Origin of the sequence: Pseudactinotalea suaedae, from assembly GCF_009733815.1 — a bacterium.
In the GTDB taxonomy this organism is placed as follows: domain Bacteria; phylum Actinomycetota; class Actinomycetes; order Actinomycetales; family Beutenbergiaceae; genus Pseudactinotalea; species Pseudactinotalea suaedae.
Genome location: NZ_WNXY01000011.1, coordinates 48,348 through 69,051, shown reverse-complemented (window position 1 = coordinate 69,051; position 20,704 = coordinate 48,348). Strand labels below are relative to the sequence as shown.

The 20,704-nt window shown below is 71.0% G+C and carries 22 protein-coding genes; 6 read left to right on the top strand and 16 right to left on the bottom strand.

Annotated features, from left to right (window positions below; all coding sequences use genetic code 11):
- Positions 1-31 precede the first annotated feature (31 nt).
- Positions 32-910 carry an NAD(P)-dependent alcohol dehydrogenase gene (locus GPA04_RS17710; RefSeq protein ID WP_241680897.1) on the bottom strand — a complete coding sequence of 293 codons (879 nt, stop codon included), beginning with the start codon at positions 908-910 and terminating at the stop codon, positions 32-34.
- Here GPA04_RS17710 and GPA04_RS17705 point away from each other — a divergent pair.
- Positions 893-1,834, top strand: a complete 942-nt coding sequence (locus GPA04_RS17705; RefSeq protein ID WP_241680896.1) for a TetR/AcrR family transcriptional regulator — start codon at positions 893-895, stop codon at positions 1,832-1,834. The two genes, GPA04_RS17710 and GPA04_RS17705, sit on opposite strands and share 18 nt — an antisense overlap.
- 70 nt (positions 1,835-1,904) lie before the next feature.
- Here the strand turns inward: GPA04_RS17705 and GPA04_RS17700 are convergent, their stop codons facing one another.
- Together GPA04_RS17700 and dnaB are read right to left on the bottom strand one after the other, a co-directional pair.
- Positions 1,905-2,693, bottom strand: a complete 789-nt coding sequence (locus GPA04_RS17700) for an alpha/beta fold hydrolase (RefSeq protein ID WP_156225542.1) — start codon at positions 2,691-2,693, stop codon at positions 1,905-1,907.
- 297 nt (positions 2,694-2,990) lie between these two features.
- Positions 2,991-4,340 carry a replicative DNA helicase gene (dnaB, locus tag GPA04_RS17695; RefSeq protein ID WP_156225541.1) on the bottom strand — a complete coding sequence of 450 codons (1,350 nt, stop codon included), beginning with the start codon at positions 4,338-4,340 and terminating at the stop codon, positions 2,991-2,993.
- Positions 4,341-4,889: 549 nt separating this feature from the next.
- Between dnaB and GPA04_RS17690 the strand changes: the two genes are divergently transcribed.
- Positions 4,890-5,555 (top strand): CDP-alcohol phosphatidyltransferase family protein, encoded by a 666-nt coding sequence (locus tag GPA04_RS17690; protein ID WP_241680910.1) that lies wholly within the window; start codon positions 4,890-4,892, stop codon positions 5,553-5,555.
- Between the two features lie 56 nt (positions 5,556-5,611).
- Here GPA04_RS17690 and GPA04_RS17685 read toward each other — a convergent pair whose 3' ends face one another.
- Entirely contained in the window at positions 5,612-6,079 is a 468-nt protein-coding gene (locus GPA04_RS17685; RefSeq protein ID WP_156225539.1) for a P-loop nucleotide/nucleoside kinase family protein, read from the bottom strand.
- Between the two features lie 53 nt (positions 6,080-6,132).
- Here GPA04_RS17685 and GPA04_RS17680 point away from each other — a divergent pair, with 53 nt between their 5' ends.
- Complete coding sequence (locus GPA04_RS17680; protein ID WP_194238970.1) at positions 6,133-7,485, top strand: MATE family efflux transporter; 1,353 nt, start codon at positions 6,133-6,135, stop codon at positions 7,483-7,485.
- A gap of 6 nt (positions 7,486-7,491) precedes the next feature.
- Here the strand turns inward: GPA04_RS17680 and GPA04_RS17675 are convergent, their stop codons facing one another.
- From GPA04_RS17675 to GPA04_RS17660, 4 genes are all read right to left on the bottom strand, one after another.
- Positions 7,492-8,535 carry an HTTM domain-containing protein gene (locus GPA04_RS17675; RefSeq protein WP_156225537.1) on the bottom strand — a complete coding sequence of 348 codons (1,044 nt, stop codon included), beginning with the start codon at positions 8,533-8,535 and terminating at the stop codon, positions 7,492-7,494.
- Positions 8,532-9,236, bottom strand: coding sequence for a DUF5819 family protein (locus tag GPA04_RS17670; RefSeq protein ID WP_156225536.1), 705 nt, complete (start codon positions 9,234-9,236; stop codon positions 8,532-8,534). Before GPA04_RS17670 ends, GPA04_RS17675 begins: the two co-directional genes overlap by 4 nt.
- Positions 9,237-9,403: 167 nt before the next feature.
- Complete coding sequence (locus GPA04_RS17665; RefSeq protein WP_156225535.1) at positions 9,404-12,559, bottom strand: choice-of-anchor G family protein; 3,156 nt, start codon at positions 12,557-12,559, stop codon at positions 9,404-9,406.
- A gap of 206 nt (positions 12,560-12,765) precedes the next feature.
- Positions 12,766-13,545, bottom strand: coding sequence for an SDR family NAD(P)-dependent oxidoreductase (locus tag GPA04_RS17660; RefSeq protein ID WP_156225534.1), 780 nt, complete (start codon positions 13,543-13,545; stop codon positions 12,766-12,768).
- 85 nt (positions 13,546-13,630) lie between these two features.
- Between GPA04_RS17660 and GPA04_RS17655 the strand changes: the two genes are divergently transcribed.
- Positions 13,631-14,209 carry a TetR/AcrR family transcriptional regulator gene (locus GPA04_RS17655; protein ID WP_156225533.1) on the top strand — a complete coding sequence of 193 codons (579 nt, stop codon included), beginning with the start codon at positions 13,631-13,633 and terminating at the stop codon, positions 14,207-14,209.
- Here the strand turns inward: GPA04_RS17655 and GPA04_RS17650 are convergent.
- From GPA04_RS17650 to GPA04_RS17635, 4 genes are read right to left on the bottom strand one after another with little or no spacing between them, the layout of a single operon-like run.
- Positions 14,206-14,805, bottom strand: coding sequence for a dihydrofolate reductase family protein (locus GPA04_RS17650; RefSeq protein WP_241680895.1), 600 nt, complete (start codon positions 14,803-14,805; stop codon positions 14,206-14,208). The two genes, GPA04_RS17655 and GPA04_RS17650, sit on opposite strands and share 4 nt — an antisense overlap.
- Positions 14,806-14,814: 9 nt before the next feature.
- On the bottom strand, positions 14,815-15,393 hold the full coding sequence (locus GPA04_RS17645; RefSeq protein WP_156225532.1) for a dihydrofolate reductase family protein: 579 nt from the start codon (positions 15,391-15,393) through the stop codon (positions 14,815-14,817).
- A 47-nt stretch (positions 15,394-15,440) separates the two neighbouring features.
- A complete protein-coding gene (locus tag GPA04_RS17640) occupies positions 15,441-16,034 on the bottom strand; it encodes a GNAT family N-acetyltransferase (protein ID WP_162458655.1) in 594 nt (197 codons plus the stop codon).
- Positions 16,031-16,609: a hypothetical protein gene (locus GPA04_RS17635; protein WP_156225530.1), complete on the bottom strand. Its 579-nt coding sequence runs from the start codon at positions 16,607-16,609 to the stop codon at positions 16,031-16,033. Before GPA04_RS17635 ends, GPA04_RS17640 begins: the two co-directional genes overlap by 4 nt.
- Before the next feature lie 232 nt (positions 16,610-16,841).
- Here GPA04_RS17635 and GPA04_RS17630 point away from each other — a divergent pair, with 232 nt between their 5' ends.
- Both GPA04_RS17630 and GPA04_RS17625 read left to right on the top strand, forming a co-directional pair.
- Positions 16,842-18,233, top strand: a complete 1,392-nt coding sequence (locus tag GPA04_RS17630; protein ID WP_241680894.1) for an FAD-binding oxidoreductase — start codon at positions 16,842-16,844, stop codon at positions 18,231-18,233.
- Between the two features lie 43 nt (positions 18,234-18,276).
- A complete protein-coding gene (locus GPA04_RS17625) occupies positions 18,277-18,939 on the top strand; it encodes a hypothetical protein (protein WP_156225529.1) in 663 nt (220 codons plus the stop codon).
- A 79-nt stretch (positions 18,940-19,018) separates the two neighbouring features.
- Here the strand turns inward: GPA04_RS17625 and rplI are convergent, their stop codons facing one another.
- The 4 genes from rplI to rpsF are packed head-to-tail and all read right to left on the bottom strand — an operon-like array spanning position 19,019 to position 20,691.
- On the bottom strand, positions 19,019-19,471 hold the full coding sequence (gene rplI, locus GPA04_RS17620) for a 50S ribosomal protein L9 (RefSeq protein ID WP_156225528.1): 453 nt from the start codon (positions 19,469-19,471) through the stop codon (positions 19,019-19,021).
- Positions 19,472-19,487: 16 nt separating this feature from the next.
- A complete protein-coding gene (gene rpsR / locus GPA04_RS17615; RefSeq protein WP_156225527.1) occupies positions 19,488-19,727 on the bottom strand; it encodes a 30S ribosomal protein S18 in 240 nt (79 codons plus the stop codon).
- A gap of 48 nt (positions 19,728-19,775) precedes the next feature.
- A complete protein-coding gene (locus GPA04_RS17610) occupies positions 19,776-20,327 on the bottom strand; it encodes a single-stranded DNA-binding protein (RefSeq protein WP_156225526.1) in 552 nt (183 codons plus the stop codon).
- 37 nt (positions 20,328-20,364) lie between these two features.
- On the bottom strand, positions 20,365-20,691 hold the full coding sequence (gene rpsF, locus GPA04_RS17605) for a 30S ribosomal protein S6 (RefSeq protein ID WP_156225525.1): 327 nt from the start codon (positions 20,689-20,691) through the stop codon (positions 20,365-20,367).
- Positions 20,692-20,704: the final 13 nt, after the last annotated feature.

Sequence of the window (20,704 nt, the reverse complement as noted above, 5' to 3'; positions counted from 1 at the left end):
GGACACCACGCGAGTCGCCCGACGGCGGAGCTCAGATAGTGATGGCGACCTTTCCCCGTACTTCTCCCGCATCGAGGCGGCGCATGGCATCGGCTGTCTGCTCGAGGGGGTAGGTCCGGTCGAGGCTCGGGGTCACGGTGCCGGCCTCGATGTATGCGGTGAGCTGCTCGAGGTCGACGGTGCGCACACTGCCGACGAAGCTCGTCAGCCGCTGGCGCGCGAACGGAGAGATGGCCAAGGCGCTCAGCTGCCTGCTCATGCCGGTGAGCTTGCCGCCGTCCTCGCCGCCGGCGATCACGGCAGTCCCGTTCGGGGTCAGTGCGCGCCGCAGCCGTGCGATCGACGGACTGCCGGCGATGTCGAGAATCAGGTCGTAGTGCCGCGCCCCGTCGGCGAAGTCCTCATACGTGTAGTCCAGGACGTGGTCCGCTCCCAGGGATCGCACCAGCTCGAGCTTGGTGGTGCTCGCCACGGCGGTCACCTCGGCCCCCAGGGCCTTGGCGAGCTGGACGGCGTAGCTGCCCACGCCACCGGAGGCACCAGTGATCAGGACGTGCTGCCCTGCCCGTAGCTTCCCGGCGGAGCGCAAGCCCTTGAGCGCCGTGACGGCAGAGACCGGGACGATGGCCGAACGCTCGAAGGAGAGATTCGTCGGCTTGCGGGCGAGGTTGCCCTCCGGCACCGTGGCGTACTCGGCGAAGGTGCCTTCGCCGAAGCCGTACACCTCGTCCCCCTCGGCGAACCGCGTCACGGACCTTCCCACGGCAATGACCGTGCCGGCGACGTCGAAGCCGAGCACCGGGTGCTTCGGTCGCCGGAGCCCGAAGGCGAGACGGGCGGCGTACGGGAGCCCCCGCATCACGTGCCAAACCCCGCGGTCCAGACCCGCCGCATGCACCTGGACCAGCACGGCCCGGTCGCTCACCTCAGGGCGCGGGACACGGGCAAGCTGCAGTACCTCGGCTCCTCCGTATCGTTCGTGCACGACCGCGCGCATCGTGTCCTCGCTCGTACCGAGGCCTTCCGAGACGACGTGCTGACCATGAGCCGCCATGGTGTTCCTTCCATCTTGCTGGGCGCCGTGTCGCGTCCCGCCGTACTATGTAAGGCACGGTACCGTACAAAGTACGAGCGCGACAGGGGGCTGATGTTGAACGAAGCAAGCGAGAGCCGCGATCGCGCTCCCCTCAGTCGTGAACGGGTGCTCAAGCGTGCCGTCGCGATCGCCGACGCGGGCGGCCTTGAGTCGCTCACGATGCGGTCGCTGGCCAAGGAGCTGGGCGTCAGGCCGATGTCGCTCTACCACTACTTCGCCACCAAGGACGAGATCCTGAACGGCGTCGTCGATCTCGTCTTCGGCGAGATCGAGCTGCCCGCAGCCGACGGGGACTGGAGAACCGAGGTCAGCCGCCGGGCGACCTCTGCGCGCGCCGTGCTCCGGCGTCACTCCTGGGCGATCGCCCTCATGGAGTCCCGAACCACACCCGGCCCCGCGACGTTGCGACACCACGAAGCGATGCTCGACACGCTCCGCAGCGCCGGGCTCTCCCTACCGATGACGGGGCACGCCTACGCTCTCCTCGACTCCTTCGTCTATGGGTTCGCCATCCAGGAATCTGCGTTGCCCTTCGACCGCGACAGCGCACCTGAGGTGACGCAGGCCATTGCGGCGCAGTTCTCCTCCGGCGAGTATCCGCGCCTGCGCGAGTACGCCGTCGAACGCGTCATGAAGCCTGGCTACGACTTCGGCGACGAGTTCGCGTACGGCCTCGGTGTCATCCTCGATGACATCGAGCGGTCCATCCCCGCCTCCGACAGGAGCGCCGAGCGGTGAGTGCGGATGAGCCACATGCCCCCGTGGCTGGCGGCAACGCGCGACCAGACACAGATGCTGGCGCCGCTCGTCACCCGTGACTTCGGAGGAAGGCGAGAACGAGGTCGTTGAACGGCCCGGGTGCCTCCAGGTTGCTCACGTGTCCGCACCCCGGGATGAGGTCGAGTCTCGCGCCGGGAATCATGCGCTCGAGCTCGCGCGCCACCGACAGCGGCGACCGCACGTCCAGGGCGCCCCAGATCAGCTGGGTAGGCACCCGGACCGTCGGCAGGACGTCACTGAGATCGGCCTGTGCCATGGCCGTGAGGGCGGTCATCATGCTCGCGGGTCTGACGTCCGCCGCCATGGCGTTCAGGAGAGGGACGAAGCGCGCTGGTGGACCACCTGCGAAGAGTCCCGGCAGCGTCGGAGCGGATACCGCGTCCGGCTCAGCCAGGTCGGCACGTAGGGCGGCCAGCCTGGCGTCTGCCTCGTCGGCGCCCAGAGATCCGCGCCACCCGGCATACCCGTCGGCCAGCACCATGCTGCGCACGAGCCCGGGATGGCGTCGATACAGCTCGAGGATCACGGTCGTACCCCACGAGAGCCCGACGAGCGCCGTCGGCGACGCGCCGAGGGCATCGATCATGCCGGCGAGGCAGTCGGCGTAGTCGGCCAGGCCGAATCCGTCCGGTACGTCGGCCGACCCGCCGGCGCCGGGCTCGTCCCACGCGATCGCGGTGAACTCGTCGGACAGGGCTTCCAGCTGCGGCGTCCAGGAACGGCTGTCCTGGGCCCCGCCGTGGACGAAGAACACCGTTCGCCCGTGACCCCAGCGGCGGTAGGCGAGACCCAGGCCCGCAATGTGGACCGTCTCCATGGAACGACGGTACGTCCCGATGCGGAGCACGGTGAGGAAACGGTCGCTGAGCTCCCCTGGCTCGTCGTCGTCCCGAACGCGGTCGACGCCGCCGGCGACATTCTCGTCGCCGACGGCGTGACCCCTCTCGACATCTGATCCCTGGTCGATCCGCCCCAGCGGTGGGGCGCCACGGTATCCGCGGCGCCGCGACAGGGCTGCGGGTCCCCACGGTTCGCAGCATGAGGTAGGGATCGCGATCGTGGGCTGGCGCCGCCCCTTCTGGGATCCTGGTGCTGAACGCTGCTGCGCGCTGAGCTACTGCGCCATGTCGAAGAACCGGGCGTAGTGCCCCTGGAACGCGACGACGATGGTGTCGGTCGGGCCGTTCCTGTGCTTGGCGACGATCATGTCCGCCTCACCCGCGCGCGGCGACTCCTTCTCGTACATGTCCTCGCGGTGCAGCAGGATCACGACGTCGGCATCTTGCTCGATCGAGCCCGACTCGCGCAGGTCGCTCATCTGCGGCTTCTTGTCCGTGCGCTGCTCGGAGCCACGGTTGAGCTGGGAGATCGCGATGACCGGGACCTCGAGCTCCTTGGCGAGCAGCTTGAGCGCACGCGAGAACTCCGAGACCTCCTGCTGGCGCGACTCGACCCGCTTGCCCGAGCTCATCAGCTGGAGGTAGTCGATGACCACGAGCCTGAGGTCGTGGCGCTGCTTGAGCCGGCGGCACTTCGCGCGGATCTCCATCAGCGACATGTTGGGGCTGTCGTCGATGAACAGCGGCGCGTCGCTCAGCTTGCCCATCGTGCGGGCCAGGCGCGTCCAGTCCTCATCGCGCAGGGTGCCCTTGCGCAGGTGCTGCAGCGGCACCTGCGACTCCGCGCTGAGCATGCGCATCGCGATCTCGTTGCGGCTCATCTCCAGCGAGAAGATCACCGACGTCTGACCGTTCTTGATCGACGCGGCCCGGGCGATGTCCAGACCCATGGTCGACTTGCCGACGGCCGGACGAGCCGCCAGCACGATCATCTGCCCGGGGTGCAGACCGTTCGTGAGCGCGTCGAGATCCTTGAACCCGGTGGGGACGCCGATCATCCCCTCGCCGCGGTGCGAGGCGGCGTCGATCTCCTCCATCGTGCCGTTGAGGACGTCCTTGAGCGGCAGGTAGTCCTCGCTGCTGCGCCGCTCCGTGACGGCGTAGACCTCGGCCTGTGCGGTGTTCACCAGCTCGTCGACGTCGCCACCATCGGCGGCGTACCCCAGCTGCGCGATCCGGGTGCCCGCGTCCACGAGCTTGCGCAGCACCGCCCGCTCCCGCACGATCCGCGCGTAGAACCCGGCGTTCGCGGCCGTGGGCACCGAGCTGATCAGGGTGTGCAGGTAGGGCGCGCCACCGATGCGGCCCAGCTCACCGCGCTTGGTCAGCTCCGCCGACACCGTGACCGCGTCGGCTGGCTCGCCACGCCCGTACAGGTCGACGATCGCGTCGTAGATCGACTCGTGCGCCGGCCGGTAGAAGTCGGTGCCGCGCACCGTCTCCACGACATCGGCGATCGCGTCCTTGCTCAGCATCATGCCGCCGAGCACGCTCTGCTCAGCCGCGACATCCTGCGGTGGGGTCCGCTCGAAGTTCCCCTGGGGAGCCAGCTCTGCCACGCTCACGTCAGCCGTCTCCGTACTCTCACCGTTGCTGTCTCCCCCATAGGTCCGAGCGTTGCACCGCCCACCGACATCACCTTGGCCCGCGGGATCCAGACCCCCGCGGAGGCCCTCACCATCGACGGCACCCGCGCGACGCTAGCGGCCCCGAAGGCCGCCGTCGAGCCGCCCGGTCCACACCGCCCTGGGGAGAACCCGCCCCCACCTGTGGAGTCCGTGTGGACAGTTGTCCACAACCTCTCTCAACAGGTGTGCACAACGCCGCCACCGCACCCGAACGCCCTCCCACACGCTGTGGACGTCCGCCGAAGACCCGTCGGTGGACAACCCGCGCAACACACCTTCGCGACACGCCGAGCGCCCGACGGCGGTCCGATCCCTGGGCGGTCGCCCCCGGGTAGGTGCCCCCCGATCGGCCCGGCGGGGCGGGTGGACCGGCTCGGTGGGAGACTGCGGTGACGGGTCGGGAGACATGCGTCGGCGTGTCCTCGACGGCGATCGTCGCCGCTGAACGGACTCCTCACCACCGAACGAGGCAACCACGTGACACCGATGACCTCCCGCTGGTCACGCGCGGCGTGGCTGCCGCGTGCAGCGGTGCAAGCCTGCGCGGCCACGCTGCTCGCGGTGACCACCGCCACCGCTCATCGCCCGCTCGCCGCCGTCACGGCAGCGATCCTCTGCGTCGTGGCGACCGCGGCGTTCCTGAGGCGCTCACCGTTCCACGTCACTCTCGCCGACCACGTCACCCACGTGCGGGTGCTGCTGCTGGCCGCGACCGCCGGAATGCTCGTCGGCGAGGCGGCGGCGCTGCTCGTGCTGGCGCTCGTGGGCGTCTCTGTGCTGCTCGACGGCGTCGACGGTCGGCTCGCCCGCTCGCGCGGCGAGGCCTCGGAGGCCGGCGGCCGGTTCGACATGGCCGTCGACTGCGCGCTGACGGCGGTGCTCTCGATCGCCGCGGCCGCCGCACTCGGGTGGTGGGTGCTGCTCATCGGCGCGCTGCCCTACGGCTACGCCCTCGCGGGACGGCGGGTCCCCGCGCTGCGCCGCCCGCTGCCGCCCCGGCTCTCGCGCAAGGTGATCGGCTCGATCCCGCCCCTGGCGCTAGGTGCCGGTCCGCTGCTGCCCCAGCCTGCCGCCGTCGTGGTCACGGCCGTGACGCTGGCGCTGCTGCTGTGGTCCTTCGGCCGCGACACCGCCGCCCTGCTGCGCCGCTGACCGCCGCGACGCCTGCCGGCCCTGCCGGCTGCCGGCCCTGACGGCACCGGTCCGGTTCAACCACCACGAACGACCGTCAGCGGACCCTCCTGCGGCGTCGGGACCTCGAAGCCGTCGTAGTAGGCGGCGGCCACCTCCGGGCTCAGCAGCACGTCGTGCGCGTGCGCACCGGTGCGCGCGGCCACCCGCGCCAGCGCCACCGCCCTCGGTGTCGAGACGTAGAGCACCTCCGCGACCACGCCCCGCTCGGCACCCAGGCGGCGGAACTCCTCCCGCGAGGCCCGTGACCAGAACGAGCTGTCGACGACGACGTCGCGCCGCTCGTCCAGCAACGCGACCACCCGCTCCCGCAACGCCTCCCCGACCCGCGCCGCCACCTCGGCCGGCAGCGGATGCTCCACGTGGCCCTCCGCCCAGGCGAGGTCGTCGACCGAGACCCGCACGCAGCCCTCCTCCTCGAGCCGTCGCGCGTGCGTCGACTTTCCCGCGCCGGCGGGACCGCACATGAGCACCAGGCGCGGCATGCGGCCACGGTACTGCGGCGCCCGGTGCCCCCGAGGTGCGCCACCATGACCAGGTGACCGAACGCCGTCGAGCACCCGAGGACGCCCAGCAGCGACGCGCCCTCGACAAGCGCATCTTCGCGCTCGCCGCGCCCGCGCTGGGCGCGCTGGTCGCCGAGCCGCTGTTCGTGCTGGTGGACTCCGCCGTGGTCGGCCGCCTCGGCACACCCCAGCTCGCCGGCCTCACCCTGGCGAGCACGGTGCTGGTGACCCTGGTCGCCGTCTTCGTGTTCCTCGCCTACGCCACCACCGCCGCGGTGGCGAGGCGGATCGGAGCGGGCGACGAGAAGGGCGCGCTCGCCGTCGGGATCGACGGCGTCTGGCTCGCCCTCCTGCTCGGCGTCGCCCTCACCGCGCTCGGGCTGACCCTCGCACCGCACGTCGTGACCGCCCTCGGGGCGTCCGATGACGTCGCCCCGCACGCGGTCGACTACCTGCGCTGGTCGGCCCCCGGCATCCCCGGGATGCTCGTGGTGCTCGCCGCCACCGGCGCGCTGCGCGGCATGCAGGACACCCGCACCCCGTTCGTGGTGGCCGTCACCGGCGCGATCACCAACGCGGTGCTGTGCGTGACGTTCGTCTACGGGTTCGACATGGGCATCGCGGGTTCGGGACTCTCGACGGCGGTGGCCCAGATCGGCATGGGTCTGGCCCTGCTCGTCGTGATCGTCAGGGGCGCTCGAGCGCGCGGGGTCTCGCTGCGCCCGCACCCCGGCGGCATCCTCGCCAACGCCCGTGCCGGGACGCCGCTGCTGGTGCGCACGCTCACGCTGCGGGCGGCGATCCTGCTCACGGTGCTGGTGGCGACCTCCCTCGGGGACGACACCCTCGCCGCCCACCAGATCGTGATCTCGATCTGGAACCTCGTGGCCTTCCTCCTCGACGCGCTGGCCATCGCCGCCCAGGCCCTCGTGGGGCACGGGCTGGGCGCTCGCGACCCCGGCAGCGTGCGCGCGATCACGCGCCGCTCGCTGTGGTGGGGCACGCTCGGCGGCGGTGCCGTCGGGGTGCTGGTGGCCGCCTCCGGCTGGCTGATCGCGCCGCTCTTCACCGAGGACCCGGCGGTGCGCCGAGCGGCCGCGCTCGCACTGGTGGTCACCGGCGTGCTGATGCCGATCGCCGGCTGGGTGTTCGTGCTCGACGGCGTCCTCATCGGCGCCGGCGACGGCCGCTATCTCGCATGGGCCGGCCTGATCACCCTGGTGGCGTACGCGCCGCTCGCGCTCGCCGTGCGCGCCTGGGCACCCGGCGGTGCCGCCGGGCTGGCGTGGCTGTGGGTCGCCTTCGCCGGCGGGTTCATGCTCGCCCGGGCGGTCACCACGGGACTTCGTGCCCGCGGGTCCCGGTGGATGGTTCTCGGCGCCTGACCTTCCTCAGGTGGTAGCGGATCCGGTGAACCAGCCTCGCCGCGCCGACCACGCCTGCACGGCACGCGCGCGCTCCCGCAGCCACGCGGCCAGCCGCTGATAGGTCACCGAGGAGACGAAGATGCCGTCGAAGGCGATCATCGACAGCGAGAACCACGGCAGGCCCATGAGCACCGCGATGCCGACGTGCATCGCCACCACCGCCAGCACCGCCACCTTCCGCGTCAGCGGGTGCAGCAACGCGGGCGCGAAGAACAGCTGCACGAACACCGCGAAGTAGGTGGCCGCCGTCAGGATCACGCCGTTGCCGGTCAGCAGCTCGTTCAACCACGGGAACACGCCGTACTCGTGCAGCGCCAGCGGGTAGTGCAGGGCCGTGCCCAGCTGCCACAGCTCGCCGTTGGCCTTGTAGAGCGCCGAGGCCAGGTAGAGCACGAAGACCTGCAGCGCGAGCGCCATCAGGGCGAGGTTGTGGATCGCCGCACCGGCCCAGTGCGGCAGCACCGGCAGCCCCGCCCAGAGCCGGCGGAGAGCACCGGAGGGCGCACCCTCGGCGAGCACCCGGCGCCGCCGGCGCGCATCGAGAGACCAGTGCTCGGAGCAGGAGGTGACCGCGAGGAAGATCAGCCCGATGCGGGCGATGTTGTCGCCCTGGTCGCCGACCATCGGGTTCCGCTCCACGAGCGCGGTCATGCCGATGACGAGCAGCACCGTGGCCGGTCGCGTGCGCCACCCGATGATCACCGCCACCGCGACTAGCATCAGCAGCAGGTACTGGGTGGTGAACAGCACCGGGTTCGACGTCCCCCACAGCTGGTTGAGGCCGCCGAAGGTCGAGCTCTCGCGCAGGCTCGAGGCCCACGACGAGCCCGGGCCCCACAGCGCGTACCGGGTGCCGAGGTTGGTCACCAGGATGCCGAGGACCGCGATCCCGACGGCGATCCGGCTGAACGAGAGGCCGTAGCCGGCACGCTTGTCGTCGAGGAACCAGTCGTCGACCCGATCCTTGGCCTGCGACATCGAGGCGATCGGGGTGCTCAGCACGCTCATGACAGGTTCCCGGTCATGCGCAGGTACGGGGCGAACAGCCCGAGCTCGTCCTCGGTGATCACGGCGGGCTGACGCCAGCCGTAGTCGAACCAGGTGATCTCGGCGTCGTTGATGCTCCGCGGGGTCCCGGGTTCCCAGGTGGGGACGTACCGCATCCCGGTGCGGAACTGCACGTACGTCAGCTCGACGTCGGGATAGGCGGCCGCGAAGTACAGCGTGGCGAGATGGGTCGCGATCTCGTCGTACTGGAGATAGGTGCCGACCGTGCCCGAGGGCACGCCGGCGTCGGTCACATCCATCATCCGGTCCCCCAGCACCGACGTGGGGGTGGACAGGTAGTTGCCCGCGACCGCCTCGAGCTGGGCGTCGTTGAGATCACCCATCGCGGCGTTCAGGGTGTTCGCCACCCGGCGCGCCGCCAGCGACATCCTCGGCGGGAACGGGTTGCCGGCGATCAGGGCGTCCTCGCCGTCGACCAGGTCGACCCAGTCGGTGATGACCGGCTGGTCCGAGGCCGGGTCGACGTACTCGACCCGGATCTGCAGGTTGACGGCGACGCGTCGCGGGGTCGGGGCGAAGATCATCCACGACTGCTCGAAGACGGGCATCACGTAGGAGCGCAGCCGGTCGTCGCCGACCGCGGTGCGGACCGGGGTGTTCGGTCCCACCCAGGTCGCGATCACGAGCGTGTGCAGCAGCACGGCGACGACACCCAGCCAGACGGCGGGACCCGCCCAGCGAGGACGTCCTCGCTGGGCGGGTGGGTGCTCACCCGGGGCCCTCGGGGCGGCGTCTGCACGCCGCCCCTCGGGCTGTGGTCGACCTGACTCGGGCTGAGTGCGGCCGGCCTTGTTACGGACGACTGATGTCATCCCTCCAGCATGCCTCGCCGACGCTTCACCCGGGTCGACAGCAGGGCGAACGCGCCGCCCAGCAGGACCAGGATCGCGGCCGACATCGCCAGACCGGTGTCAGCACCGGTGCTCGGCAGCTGCGGGCCAGGAGCGGCCGCGTTCGCCAGCACCCGGAACGTGACCGACTGGTCGTCGTATCCGTTGGCGGTGAGCGAGAACGTGTGGGTGTCGATCGCGGCCGACGCCGGGATCGTCCACGTGAACGTCACCTCGCCGTCCGCGTTCGCGACCTGCGTGCCGAGGTCGATCTGCGGCGTCGAGTTCATGTACCCGTGCACCACCGTCCCCGGCGCGTAGCCCCATCCGTGCCCGACCTGCACCTGACCGCGGTAGCGCGTCGGCTGCTCGATGGCGATACCCAGCTCATCCGTCACGACGATCGCCGTGTCGGAGGCCGCGTAGCCGTCTGCCGTACCGGTCACCACGAGCGCGCCGGCAGGCGTGCCCACAGGAACGGTGATCGTGTCGGTGAAGTCACCGTTGTCGTCGGTCGTGACCGTCGACGTCGCGATCGTGTTGCCCTCGCTGTCCACGTAGGTCACGACGACCTCCGTGTTCGGCGGGTAACCCGAACCGTTCGTGGTGAGCTCCTCGCCCGGCTCGACCGTCCCCGGGTCGACCACCAGCGTCGGGTCGTAAGCACCCGGGTCGGTGCCGGTCGGGTCCGTTCCCGTGGGGTCGGTCCCGGTCGGGTCAGTGCCCGTGGGGTCGGTGCCCGTCGGGTCGGTGCCCGTCGGGTCGGTGCCGGTCGGGTCCGTTCCCGTGGGGTCGGTCCCGGTCGGGTCAGTGCCCGTGGGGTCGGTGCCCGTCGGGTCGGTCCCCGTCGGGTCGGTGCCGGTCGGGTCCGTTCCCGTGGGGTCGGTCCCGGTCGGGTCAGTGCCCGTGGGGTCGGTGCCCGTCGGGTCGGTCCCGGTCGGGTCAGTGCCCGTGGGGTCGGTGCCCGTCGGGTCGGTGCCCGTCGGGTCGGTGCCCGTGGGGTCAGTACCTGTGGGGTCGGTGCCCGTCGGGTCGGTACCGGTCGGGTCAGTGCCCGTGGGGTCGGTACCGGTCGGGTCGGTCCCGGTCGGGTCCGTGCCGGTCGGGTCGGTCCCGGTCGGGTCAGTACCCGTCGGGTCGGTACCCGTGGGGTCGGTGCCCGTGGGGTCAGTACCCGTGGGGTCGGTCCCGGTCGGGTCCGTGCCGGTCGGGTCGGTACCCGTGGGGTCAGTACCCGTGGGGTCAGTACCCGTCGGGTCAGTACCCGTCGGGTCAGTGCCCGTCGGGTCAGTACCCGTGCCCTCGTCGATCACCGTGGTGGTGTCGGAGCCGGACAGCGTGCCGTCGTCCGCGGTGACCGTCAGAATCCCGAGAACAGTCTCCTCCGGCACCGTGATGGTGTCGGTGAAGCCGCCGGTCTCGTCGGTGGTCACGGTGGAGGTCCCGACGGTGTTGCCGCCCGCGTCCACGTAGGTGACCGTGAGCTCGGTCAACGGGGTGAAGCCCGTACCGGTCGCCGTCAGCTCAGCGCCGATCTCGACCGGGTCAGGAGTCGCGATCACGACAGGTGCCAGCACAGCGGCACGCACGCTGGCGCTCGCGAGATCGACGCCCACTGCGCCGGCCCCGAGGATCGGCAGCACGTCGATCGCCAGCGCGCGCACCGTGAAGGAGCCCGCGCCGAGGTCACCGGTGCCGTTGATCGGCGCAACCGTGGGCTGCTCGTTGATCGTCAGCGTGACGATCTGACGCAGCACGCCGTCGAGCACAGGCTCGAGCGGCTCCAGCACCAGGTCGACCACGCCGGTGAGCGTGGACTCGACCAGTGCAGACTGGGTGACGAGGAGCGAGCCTACGACCGGACCGACACCAGCCAGCACGGCGGGGAGCAGCGTGCTCGCCACCGCCGTGACCACGGCCCCCGCCGGGATACTGATGCCCAGCAGCGGGATCTCGATCGCCGTGGTCGAGCTCACGACGGGAGTCGGCGCGTCCGCGAGGCCGGCGAACCCGGCAAGCGTCCCGGCCACCGTCAGGCTGACCGGAGCGGTGAGAACGCCACCAACCGCTGTCGCCTCACCGTTGAGCGTGATCGTCAGCGTCGAGTTCTGCAGCCCGGTGACGATCTGCGTGTTGAGCGAGTCCACCACGTTGCCGAGCGCACTCGCCACACCGGCGGTGATCGCCTCGATGGTCTCGTCGGTCAGCACCGAGGTGTTCGGCGCAAGTCCGTTGAGGTCCTCGCCGTCCTCGCCCTTGACCAGCTGAGCGACGTCGACGGCGATGGTGCCATCCGTCAGATCGATCGTGACCAGACCGTCATCGCTGACGGCCTGCGTCAGCAGCGCATCGGACAGATCCGGGATCGTCACGTCGACAGCGGCGGAGATGTCGTCGAGCTCGAGCGTCACGAGGCCGAGCACGTTCAGGGCGGGAATTTCCAAGAGACCCAGTGCCGTGTCGATCGTGCCGCCTTCGCCGACGGCGCTGTTCACCGTGGTCTCCAGGCCGCCGACCACCGTGTCGTAGGTCGTGTCGAGCGTGCTGGCCAGCCCACCGACCGCGGGGCTGCTCACTCGCAGCTCGGCGCCGGCGAGGAGGTAGTCGGAGTCGTACGCGCCCGGCCCGGTGGCCTCGGCACGTGCGGCGACTGCGCCGAGCGCGATGGTGAGCTCGTCAACGATCTCGTCGGTCAGGCCGTCGACCTCGAGCTGACCGAGCAGGGCCGTGAGATCGAGCTGTGCGTTGTTGACATCGCTCGGGTCGAACTCGGGAGCCACGTCCACGGCACCCTCATCGGTGACCGCGCCGACGGCCGCGATCGAGGTGCTCGGCGTCGCCGACGAGGTGAAGGCGTTGGTCGCCCCGACCCCCGCCTGCGGGCCGAGGTCGAGCAGCCCGGTGTTCTCGCCGTCGCCGATGAGCGGGATCCCGATACCGGGCAGGCTCAGGCCGACGAGGCCGTTGAGGACCTCGGCATCGATCTCGCCGAAGTTCGGGCCGAGGTCACTGGGGTTGCCCGACGCCTGCGTCAGGGCCTCCAGCACCTCGAGGCCGAGAGCGTCGACGTCGATCAGCTGCGCGAGCGCCTCCGAGTCGTCCTCCGGCAGCGCCGCTGCTTGCGACCCGATCATCCCGACGGCCAGGAGCGTTGCGGCCCCGGCTGCCAGATAGCGAGCTGGTCGTCTGCGCGCTCGTGTAACTACTTTCACGTAAATCCCCCGACTGCGTCGTGCTGGAGCTGCCCGGGAACGGGCAGTGGGGCTGACGCTAGCGGGAAGGTTCAACTATTCAGGTGTGCAGTTGGTAACGGTTTGATGACATCTCATCTATTGACCGTTCATGTCTCACGGCCTCGCCTGCCGAACTCGGGCACCCCGCGGACCGTGATCCCGCCGTCCACGGCGAGCATCTGCCCGGTGATCCAGGAGGCGTCCGCCGAGGCGAGGAAGGCGACCGCGGACGCGATGTCCTCGGGCTCCCCGACCCGACCCATCGGGTACAAGGGGGTGAACTTGTCAGGGCCGCCCTGGCGGTCCCACACGCGCGTGCGGATCGTGCCGGGCGCGACGCCGTTGACGCGGATCTGTGGTGCGTAACGCATGGCGAGGTTCGTGGTGAGCGAGCCCAGCGCCGCCTTCGCCGAGGAGTACGCCTCGCTCCCGAACACCATCAGCCCGTTGACCGAGGACGTGACCACGATCGCCGCACGGTCCGACCGCTTCAGCAGCGGGATCGAAGCCCGGCACATCCGCACCGTGCCGAGGAAGTTCAGGTCCCACATGCGCTGGAACGCGCCGTCGTCACCGTCCTCGAAGGTGGGCTCGTGCTCACCCCCGCCGGCCACGTTGACCAGCGTGTCCAGACGTCCGAACCGATGCTCGACGGCGGCGAGCGCCTCCGTCACCGATGTCACGTCGGTGACGTCCACGCCGTGGGCGAGATGGTCGTTGCCGTGCTCGCGCGGCAGCGCCTCGGCGACCTGCTGGGCGGCGTCGCGATCGAGGTCGAGAACCGCGACCGAGGCACCCTCCGCGGCGAGCCGGCTCGCCACCGCCGCGCCGATACCGTGCGCAGCCCCGGTCACCGCCGCGACCGCTCCGTCGAATCGTGCTGTCATGACTGCATCATGCCCGGTCCTGCGGTACCGCTAATGTGGACGTCGATGTACGAGTAGGTTCGCGGCGAGAAGGAGCGACGTGCAGGTGACCCGGCCCCTCCGTGCGGACGCGCGTCGCAACGTCGAGGCGATCATCGGCGCGGCGACCCGACTGCTCGCGACCGACCCGGACGCCTCGATCAACGACATCGCCGCGGCAGCCGGGGTCGGCCGCGTGACGCTCTACGGGCACTTCGAGAACCGCGCCGCGTTGCTCGACGTGGTCACCGAGCGCGCGATCGCCCAGACCGAGTCCGCCCTGGCCGAGATCGATCTCGAGGGCGACCCCCGTGACGCCCTCGGGCGCGTCCTCGAGGCGAGCTGGCACCTGACCCACCGGTTCGGCGCGCTCGTGGTGGCCGCCGAGCACGCGCTGCCTCCCGACGCGCTGCGGCGTGCCCACGTCGGACCGGCCGCGCGGGTCATCGGGCTGCTGGAGCGCGGCCGCGACTCCGGCGCCTTCCGCTCCGACCAGCCTGTCACGTGGCAGGTCAGCACCATCCAGGCGATCCTGCACGCAGCCTCGGCCGCCGTGCACCGCGGCGAGATCACCGCCGACGAGGCACCCACCCTCGTGCGCGACACCGCCCTCGGTGCACTCGCCGCCTCGACTCCGCGACGCTAGGGATACCGCACCCGATACCGCAGGTGCAGCGCCTCGGCACCCTGCCGGCTGCTCATCAGCTCCAGCTCCACCTGCGCATGAAGCTCGTCCACCAGCTGTCGGCCGCGCCCGAGCAGGACCGGGACCACGTGGAGCTGGATCTCGTCGAGCTCAGCGGCCGCGAGCAGCATCGACGCGGCCCCCGAGCCATGGACCAGGATGCTCCCGTCACCGGCCGCCGCCCTGGCCCGCCCGACGGCGGTGCTGATGTCGGGCGTGTACGTCACCAGGGGCATGTCGGCGAACCTGGGCGGCGCGGGGTGACGGCTGAGCACGAAGATCGGGACGCCGTCGTGATGGTCGCCGCCCCACCCGCCCGCGGGCTCGAAGGTGCCGCGCCCGGCGATGACCGCACCGGTGGACATCAGCTCCTCGTACACCGCGCGGTCGCTGTCGGTCAGGTCCGCGAAGCGCCGCTCGTCGAAGGACCCGTCGGGCCCGAGCAACCACTCGTGCAGGCGGGTGCCGCCGTCGCCGAGCCCGTTGTCGAGGGCCACGTTCGGCCCGGCGATGAACCCGTCGACCGACATCGACATGTCCAGGACCGTCGTCGCCACAGCGTGACCCTAGCTCGCCGCGTCGGCGCCGAGCGGCGGGCCGTCGAGCACGGTGGGGACGTACTCGAGCAGCTGCAGCCTGCCGTCGAAGAGCCGATGCTCGACCAGCTCGAGCCGCACGTCCGGATAGCCGCCGAACACCGGGTCGGCCCCGGTCGCGCCGGTGATCACCGGGAACACGACGGTGCGGATCCTGTCGACGAGCCCAGCCGCCACCAACGAGCGGCACAGCGAGACGCTGCCGAGGGTGCGCAGCGGCAGGTCGGACTCCGCCTTCATCCGGCGCACCGCCTCGAGGGCGTCGGTCGTGACCAGCGTGGTGTTTGCCCAGTCGACGCTGTCCATCGAGGAGGAGAACACCACCTTCGGCATCTCGTCCATCACCTCAGTACCCGGTTCGCCGCTCGCGGCGAGGCCGTGCATGAGGCGGTAGGTGTTGGCGCCCATGAGCGCCGGGTGGTCCTTCTCCGGTGACTCGTCGAGCCACTGCAGGTATTCCGGGCCCTCCATGCCCCAGAACCCGGGCCAACCCTCGGCGGCCCCGAAGCCGTCGAGGGACATGATGAAGTCCACGGTCAAGGTCTGCATCGGTCTCCTCCTCCTGTTGTGTCGGTCTCCGCTCGACCCGCTCGGCCTCACTCGCCGAGCAGGACACCTCGGTGGCGCAGCAGCTGCATGTCGGCGGTGCCCGGTTCGAGACCCTCGTCGACGAACCCGGCACGCTCGGCCACGTGCCTGGTCACCGCGTTGGCCGGCCGCGTGCGGACCACCACGTCCACACCGGGTGCGACCAGCGGCGCCGTGGCCAGCGCCTGCTCCAGCACGGCGCGCGCAAGCCCGCGGCCCTGGGCCGGGACGGCGAACCGGAGGTAGACGTTGAGGACGGGCACACCCCGCAGGCTGTGCGACTGGATGCCGCCGAGGCCGGCGAAGATGCGCCCCTCGTCGGCCGCCTCCGCGCCCGGCACGCCCCCCGGCCAGCGGGGCCTCGGCACCAGCACCGACCAGTACCCGAAGCCGTGCATGGCCCAGTGGCCGATCATCGGTGCCAGGAAGCGGGCGCTGTGCTCGAGGTCCGGGTGCGTCTCGTGGGGGTCGTAGGCGTAGACGGCGGGATCGCCGTGGACCGCGAGCACGCCGTGCGCATCGGCCTCGGCCGGGCGGCGCAGCAGCACGCCGTCGCGGGTCACGACGCGGGACCAGGGTGCTGCCATCGGCTCGGTGATCATGCGTTCAGCGCGACGATCGCCACCACGACAGCCGCGACGACGTCGAGAACGCAGCAGAACTCCGCCAGGCTCCGGGTCACCACCCTGCCGGTGCGGTGGTGGTAGAGATCCCATCCGGCGTGCGCCAGCAGGGCGGCCGACACCAGCAGACCGCCCAGCTGCGGGCTCACCTGCACCGCGAGCAGCGCGACCGCGCCGAGCACGAGCATCGCGGCGGCCTGCAGCGGGAGTCCCCAGGTGGGCTGCCAGCGGCGCCGCGCGATCCCGACCACCAGCATCACCCCGGCGAGCACGAGGATCCACGCCATCGCGTCCACCCCGGCGAGCTTGGCCAGTGTGACGAGCACGAAGCTGAGACCGAACGCCGGCCACGCGACCCCCGGCCGTCCGAGTGCCGCGGCAGCGAGGTACACGAAACCTGAGGCGGCGACGACCGCGGCGACGTCCCGACCGTCCTCGAGCCCGAACGCGGTACCCGCCGCGACGAGGAGACTCAGTGCTGCCGGCCAGATCGTGCGCCACCACGAGCGTGACCGCGAATCGGTCTCGCGTGCGCCTTCAGCGACGGTGCTCATCTCGTACCTCTCGGCATCGCGTAGTCATACAAGCATGTTCGAGTTAGTAACTGTACAACGCCGTCCGACTTAAGGGAAGGGCTCCGAGCGGAGCCGTGGGCACGCGCATGCCTTCGCTAGGATTCTTCCATAGTGCGGGCACAATACTCCGCATCTCGGAATAGTTGCCTGTCGGTGTTCGCGCGACGATGGTGGGACGCACGACAGTGGCTTCGACCCTGGAGGAAGCACCGTGACCGTCGCCCGAACGCCTGCAGTCCTGGAGACCCTGCTCGCAGCGCTCCGCGCCCGGGTGAGTGGTCCGGTGCTGACCGCCACGGACGATCTCCAGCCCTACCGCCGCGACCGGGCCGCGGACCCGGGTGCGGGAACGCCGCTCGCGGTGGTGCGGGCGCAGTCGGTCACCGATGTCCAGGCCGTGATCGAGCTCGCGGCCGCGCACGGCGTCGCCGTGATCCCCCGCGGCGCCGGGAGCGGTCTGTCCGGTGGGGCGTCCGCCGTCGACGGCGCGGTGGTGCTGAGCGTGGAGGACATGCGCGAGATCGCCGTCGACCCGGTGACCATGACCGCGACCGCGGGACCCGGGGTGCTCAACGCCGAGCTCAAGGCCGCTGCCGCCCAGCACGGCCTCTGGTACCCGCCGGACCCCGCCTCGTTCGAGTTCTGCAGCATCGGGGGCAACGTCGCCACCAACGCCGGCGGCCTGTGCTGCGTGAAGTACGGCGTCACCCGTGACTACGTGCTGGGGATGACGGTGGTGCTCGCCGACGGCTCCGTGGTCGAGCTCGGCGGCCGGCTGATCAAGGACGTCGCCGGCCTGCCCCTCATGCAGCTCTTCATCGGCAGCGAGGGCACGCTCGGCGTGATCGTCTCGGTGACCGTGCGGCTGCGGGCCGCCCCGCCGCCGTCGAGCACGCTGCTCGTGACGTTCGACGACATCGACGCTGCCGGCGAGGTGGTGGTGGCTCTCGCGCGCACCGGTCGGCTGTCGATGCTCGAGCTGATGGACCGCACCACCGTCGAGTGCGTGGAGCACGAGCACCGCGGTGGGCTGGACACCGGGGCCTGCGCCACGCTGATCGTGCAGTCGGACGAGCCCGGGGAGGCCGGGGCCGCCACCATCGCTGAGTCGGCCGCGATCTGCACCCGGGGTGGCGCGATCACCGTGAGCCAGGCACGCACCGCCGCCGAGGGCCAGCACTGGGCGCAGCTGCGCCGTGGCGCGATCCCCTCGGTCGAGGCCGCGGCGGGCTCGCTGCTGCTCGGGGACGTCGGCGTGCCGCTGCCCAGCCTGGGTCGGCTGATGGTGGGCATCGAGGAGATCGCTCGGGAGGCGGGTGTGCCGATCGCGCTGATCGCGCACGCCGGCGACGGCAACACGCACCCGCTCGTCATGCGCGACACCTCCAGCGCCGAGAGCATCGCCCGCGCCGACGCCGCCTACGGCCGCGTGATGGATCTCGCGATCGCCCTCGACGGGACCATCACCGGCGAGCACGGCGTGGGGCGGCTCAAGCGGCCGTGGCTCGCGGCGAACGTGGGCTCCGACGTGGTCCGGCTCAACCAGGTCGTCAAGACCGCCCTCGACCCGCAGGGGATCCTCAACCCGGGGGCCGGCTTCTAGCCCGTGTGCAGCACGGCGCGCCGGCGCGGCTACGGTGGGACCGATGCTCTCGGACTGGAACCGGCGGCGGCGAGCCCGCCGCGTCAAGCCCGGGGACGGGCATCCCCTCCCACGCTTCCGCTGGTGGCAGCCGCTCTCTCGCGCGCTCTTCCACCTCTCGCTCACCGGCGCCGACGGCGAGCCGGAGACCTGGTCCGTGGACGTGCGGCTCTGGGGCGACGACAACGGCGACGTCTTCGCCGAGCTGTACCGCAACGGCGCGCACCACGCCCGCTCGAAGGTGCCGGCAGAGCTCCCGGTCACCGGCGGCACCGTGCAGGTGGCCACCAGCAGCTACGGCCTCCGGCGCTGCCACTACGTGACCGAGAGCGGGCAGGAACGACAGCTCGTGCCGGACCCCGCCTCCGCGGAGGGGCGCCGCGCACGCCTGGAGCGGGACCGGCCGGGCCTGAGCCGCGCGATCGGCGCACTCACGTGGACCGTGCTGGCGGTCGCGCTGGTGCTGGGCATCCCCCAGATCGTCGAGCAGATCACGCAGATCCCACCGGTCGCGGAGAACGTCGGCACCTTCACCTCACCGGTGCACCTGCCCGGCTGGCTCAACATCGGGCTCGGGGTGGCCGCCGCGGTGGCGAGCACCGAGCGAGCACTGCGGCTGCGGTACCACTGGCTCCTCGACGGCGGCCTCTTCGAGGGCGACGAGTAGCCGTCACCTCGTCAGCAGACGCGTGAAGGCCCGGCTCCCCTGGAGGGAAGCCGGGCCTTCACGTCGTTCAGATGCTGCGTCAGGCCGGGACGACCTGGACCTCGAGGGTCGCGGAGACGTCGTCGTGCAGACGCACCGAGACCTGGTGGCTGCCGAGCGACTTGATCGGGTTCTTGACCTCGATCTTGCGACGGTCGACCTGGACGCCACCGGCAGCGGCGACCGCGTCGGCGATGTCACTCGTGGTGACCGCACCGAACAGTCGGCCGGACTCGCCGGAGCGAACCTTCACGATGACCGGCTTGCTCTGCAGCGAGTCACGTGCAGCGCGGGCGCCCTCGATCGTGGCGATCTCGCGCTTGCGGCGAGCTGCCTGGATCGCGTCGATCTGCTTCTGCGCGCCCTTCGTCCACCCGGTGGCGAGGCCACGCGGGAGGAGGAAGTTGCGGGCATAGCCGTCCTTGACGTCGATGACGTCGCCCGGTGCACCGAGCCCCGTCACCTCGTGCGTGAGGATGAGCTTCGTCGTCATGATGTCTGCCCCTTCCTCAGCGGCCCGAGCCGGAGTACGGCAGCAGAGCCATCTCGCGGGCGTTCTTCACGGCCCTCGCGATCAGTCGCTGCTCCTGCACGTTGACCCCGGTGACCCGGCGGGCCCGGATCTTGCCGCGGTCGGAGATGAACTTCCGCAGGGTCGCGGTGTCCTTGTAGTTGATGCCGTTCTCGAGAACGGGGCGCTTGACCGGCTTCACCTTCTTGATGACCGGCTTGCGAGTGTTCCTCGCCATGGTGATGTCTCCTCGGTACTGCGCGTCCCAGCGGGACGCGGGATGTCGTTAGAAGGGGGGCTCGTCGGAGAACGACGCACCGCTGCTGGCCCACGGGTCCTCGGCATTGCTGCCGCTGCCCTGGCCGCCACCGGCGTTGCCGCCACCGCTGTTGCCGCCGTAACCGCCGCCGCTGCCGCCACCGGAGTAGCCACCGCCGCCGCCGCCGAAGTTGCCGCCGCCGCCACCACCGGAGCGCTGGCTCCGGGTGACCTTGGCCGTGGCGTACCGCAGCGAGGGAGCGACCTCGTCGACCTGAAGCTCGACGACCGTGCGCTTCTCGCCCTCACGGGTCTCGTAGGACCGCTGGACCAGCCGGCCCTGCACGATCACACGGGTGCCCTTGGTGAGCGACTCGGCCACGTTCTCGGCTGCCTCGCGCCAGACCGAGCAGCGCATGAACAGCGTGTCGCCGTCCTTCCACTCGTTGCTCTGGCGGTCGAACTGCCGCGGCGTGGACGCGACGGTGAAGTTCGCGACCGCAGCTCCGGAGGGCGTGAAACGCAGCTCCGGGTCGGCGGTCAGGTTCCCGACGACGGTGATGACGGTGTCGCCTGCCATATCGGTGCCTCCTGCTGTGCTGTCGGGGCCTGGACGCTCAGCTGGCCTTGGCGGCTGCGCGGCGCTTGGGCTGGCGGTGAGCGTCGGGGCGGATGAGCTTGGTGCGCAGCACCGACTCGTTCAGCCCCAGCTGGCGGTCGAGCTCCTTGGCGAGCTCGGGCGTGGCCGTCAGGTCGACGACTGCGTAGATGCCTTCGGTGCGCTTGGCGATCTCGAAAGCCAGGCGGCGCTTGCCCCAGATGTCGACCTTGTCGACGGTGCCACCACCGGTGGTGATGACGGAGAGGAACTTGTCCAGGGAGGGTGCGACGGTGCGCTCGTCCACCTCGGGGTCGAGGATGATCATCAGCTCGTACTGACGCATGTGTATACCCACC